This window comes from Sulfitobacter sp. EhC04 (assembly GCF_001650875.1).
Lineage (GTDB): Bacteria > Pseudomonadota > Alphaproteobacteria > Rhodobacterales > Rhodobacteraceae > Sulfitobacter.
The window spans coordinates 1-4,095 of the sequence record NZ_LXYI01000083.1; the positions used below are offsets into that span (position 1 = coordinate 1).

Here is a 4,095-nt window from a genome sequence, read left to right on the forward strand (position 1 = left end):
GCGATGTAAACGGTGACGGTATTGACGATATCATCATCGGTGCAATGTTTGCCGACGGTGAAGACGACGGCGGCTACTATTTTCCTTATTCTGTGGGTGAAAGCTATGTCGTATTCGGCAGCGCCTCTGGCTTTGATGCCAGCCTCGATTTATCGACGTTAGATGGTACAAATGGTTTTTCGATTCAGGGGATCGGAAGACAGGATTATTTTGGCGCGTCCGTCTCGTCTGCGGGGGACGTGAATGGTGATGGCATTGATGATCTGATCATCGGGTCCACAGAATACAACGGAACCTATGATTCCCCGTCAGCCGTTACTGGACGCAGTTACGTGGTTTTCGGCAGCGATACCGGGTTTGACGCGAATTTAGACTTAACAACATTGGATGGCAGCAATGGATTTGTTCTTGCCGGTGTGAGCCATCGTGACCGCTTTGGATATTCAGTCTCTTCTGCTGGTGACGTGAATGGCGATGGCATTGATGATTTGATCGTCGGCGCGATCGACGCGGATGGGCCTGGGCCGGAAGATGCGGGGGAAAGTTACGTCATATTTGGCAGGGCGTCCGGTTTTGCTTCAGGCATCAGGATGAGTTCGCTCGATGGCACAAACGGCTTTGCGATTACGGGAGTCGACGCATTCGACCAAAGCGGCTGGTCGGTTTCAGCCGCAGGAGATATCAATGGTGATGGTATCGACGATCTGATTATCGGGGCTAGATGGGCCGACGCGAACGGAGATTATTCCGGCGAAAGCTATGTCATCTACGGCCGTGTAAATTTTGCACCTGCAGTTGACGTGGGTACAGTCACGGTCACGATCAACGGCGTGGACGATGCGGCGATTTCGCGGGATGACGCTTTTGACGTTGGAGAAAACGCTGCGCTCAGCGGTCTCAGTGTATTCGGCGATAATGGCTTTGGCGCAGACACGGATATTGATTCACCTCTTTTGATCACGGCGGTGAATGGCAGCGCGGCTGACGTGGGGCAAACGGTTGTTCTGGCCAGCGGCGCGCTGCTGGTCCTGAACGCGGACGGTACGTTTGACTATGATCCGAATGGCCAGTTTGAAGACCTGCCGGGTGGGGTCACTGCGACCGACAGCTTTACCTATGAGTTGAACGGCGATGCTACCGCCACGGTCACGATCACGATCAACGGCGCAAATGATGCCACAGTGGCGCAGGACGATGCGCTGACGTCCGATGGTCTTCGGGTTTTGCAGGGCTCTGTTTTTGCAGATAACGGTTCGGGATTAGACAACGACCCGGACTCCAATTCACAGATCACCGTAGTCGAAGTGAATGGCGTGCGAGCGAGCGTAGGCCAACAGATCATGCTCCCTTCGGGCGCGCTGCTGACGCTGAACGCGGATGGCTCCTTTGATTATGTTCCCATCGGGGCGTACGAAGTCCTTGGTGCTGGTCTGCAAGGCAGTGACAGCTTCACTTACCGGGTTTCTGATGGTTTGGGCGGGGGCGGAGACGTGGCCACCGTGACTATAACACTTGGTGCTTTGGACGGAAATATTGCCCAGTTCGGCACGTCCGACAGCGAGCTTATGAACGGCGACCCGGACAGCGACATCCTATTCGGCCTGCGCGGAAATGACACGATCCTTGGCAATCAGGGGAATGACACACTCAGTGGTGGCGAAGGTGCTGATCTGGTCTTCGGGAATGCTGGCTTTGACACCCTCTGGGGAGATGAGGGCGATGATACGCTGGATGGCGGGGCAAATACGGACCAGTTGAACGGTGGGTCTGGCGATGACCGACTTGTCGGGGGGCAAGGCTATGACAATCTCTATGGTGATGCTGGCAATGACACGCTGCTGGGGGGCACCGAGGCGGACCGTCTATACGGCGGTGCCCATGATGACCTGCTTTATGGGGGAACCAATGTTGGCTTTACGGTTGATGGACTCTTCGGCGAAGAAGGTAACGATACGCTTTACGGAGAAGGTGGGTTTGACTACCTCGACGGCGGAACGGGCAATGATCTGCTGGATGGGGGCAATCAGGCTGACAATCTGTATGGCCGCAGTGGAAATGACACGCTGATTGGCGGCCAGGGGTTTGACCGCCTTTTCGGAGGCGATAATGATGATCTGATGCAAGGCGACGCGGGGACTGACGGGCTATTCGGTGAGCAAGGTGATGATACGCTAAATGGCGGCACAGGAAATGACCGTCTCTGGGGGGGCACCGGCAATGATGATCTGAGCGGCGGGGCGGACAACGACCTTGTTCTGGGCGGAGCGGGATTTGATCGGATCGACGGAGGCACAGGCGACGACACATTGGTAGGTAATTTCAATGCTGACACCTTCGTGTTCACGGATGGTCATGGTAACGATACGATCACGGATTTTGATGCGACTAACGATCTTGAAACAATCGATTTCTCGAACCTTTCGACGATCAATACTCTTGCTGATCTGTTAGGAGTGGGCGGCGCTGCGTCACAATCCGGAGCGAATGTTTTGATCGACACTGGCGAAGGCAACACAATTACGTTGCTGGGTGTGAACCTGAACGAACTTGGCGCAAACGATTTTCTATTTTGATGTGCGCAGGCTGGCGAACTGCTGAGTGTGGGGCCCAAGGGTCGGTCTGGTCTTGTCAGAAGAATTTGACTTGCAGGCATCTATGAAGCCGAACAGAAGAAAGTCTATCAAACAAGCTTCTTGATGAACCGACGAAACTGACTGTTAGTTTTGACAATGGGTTCAGGTTCCTTGATGGCATGTTTGCAGGTGTTCGCCTCTAACGCGGTCGGCAAAGTTTGGTCGCCACTACACAGGCCGGGATCAGGTGCCGTTCTTTGATGGCAAAGGTGAAGATGGTGGCGATGGTCAAGAATTCCAATGCGCCGTGACGCTTGATAGCCAAGTGGGTGTTAAGCACTGGATTAGAAATGTACCCAAACACCCCAATGCCTTTTGGTTGCCAGTCTCATGGGGTAGGTTCTACCCTGATTTCGTCGCTGAACTGGATGATGGGCGAACTCTTATTGTCGAGTACAAGGGCCAGCACATAAAGCACGATCCTAAAGAATTGAAGAAAGTGCAGGTTGGGAACCTCTGGCAAACAGTCTCCAAAAAGCAAGGTGTCTTTGTTCAAGTTGAAGTCGAGAAGGATGGCCTGAACATGCGAGAACAGATCGCAAAAGCCATTGCGGGATAGTGTCAGAAAACGCCAAATTTTGATCCTAGAGTGGTACTTTTTGTGGTATGTACAGATCTTTCTGAAAAAAAATCATTTATTATTAAGGCATTGCATCATCGGTGCGGATGATCCTTGGTCCGCCACTTCACCCTTTGTCAGATGCCAAGCAAAACCGACTTTTGTGACAGGTAACTGACCCAAGTTGGCGGAATTTCCTGAAATCATAGCAGCGTTGCTCAGTTGAGCTGGTGATCGTAAGATCCGGCCAATCCAGCCTTTGTCTGATCTCGGAAGCCTCGCTTGGTCAAAAGCCTACCTACCACTCCCGGAACGAATTTCCCGCAGTTGCCGCTGACGGTGGCACATGCCGCGTGCGAGCCGGCTACTTCCTTGCTGTCGCGGCTTGCGGCCAGGAACGGCGCAATATCGATGCAGAGGTTCTGCGGAGACATTGCCTTTCCGATCGACCCGCTCTTTCGTGGTGAGAAGGTAGCCATAGAACAATTGGCCCAGCTTGCAGGGTGTGATGTGGGCGCGTTGGAGCGGGTTTCTATCCGTCATGTCGGTAAGGGGCATTTTCGCCTGAGAGACGAATTTGCCTCCCTTCAGAGCTTTCAGCGCACACGCATCCGCGTCTGCCCGGAGTGTACACGGTCCGAAATGCCGTCAGCAGCGGAGTCGTGGCGTGTGCCGCGTCGCCTCCAGTGGAAATTTTCGTCAATCAGGAGCTGCCCGGAACACGGCAGCATGCTCGCATGCCTTCCAGTTGAGAAATATAACAAGGACGCCAGAGATTTCGCGGCGCAGCTGCGAAAACACCACGGTTGGATTTTGGATCAGCCGGTGCTCAAGGCGACTCCTAGTCCTTTCGAGGCATATTGGACGTGTCGCGGTTTGATGCCGCTCCTTTGATAGCATTTA

At 53.7% G+C, this 4,095-nt stretch carries 3 protein-coding genes; all 3 read left to right on the plus strand.

Annotated features, from left to right (window positions below; genetic code table 11):
* Nucleotides 1-2,573 (plus strand): Ig-like domain-containing protein (locus A8B82_RS21510; RefSeq protein ID WP_082899423.1); only part of this gene is annotated, 2,573 nt, incomplete at its 5' end.
* Between the two features lie 247 nt (nucleotides 2,574-2,820).
* Nucleotides 2,821-3,192 carry a hypothetical protein gene (locus A8B82_RS21515; RefSeq protein WP_138069844.1) on the plus strand — a complete coding sequence of 124 codons (372 nt, stop codon included), beginning with the start codon at nucleotides 2,821-2,823 and terminating at the stop codon, nucleotides 3,190-3,192.
* A 339-nt stretch (nucleotides 3,193-3,531) separates the two neighbouring features.
* Nucleotides 3,532-4,086: a TniQ family protein gene (locus A8B82_RS21520; protein WP_235604770.1), complete on the plus strand. Its 555-nt coding sequence runs from the start codon at nucleotides 3,532-3,534 to the stop codon at nucleotides 4,084-4,086.
* The last annotated feature ends 9 nt before the right edge of the window (nucleotides 4,087-4,095 follow it).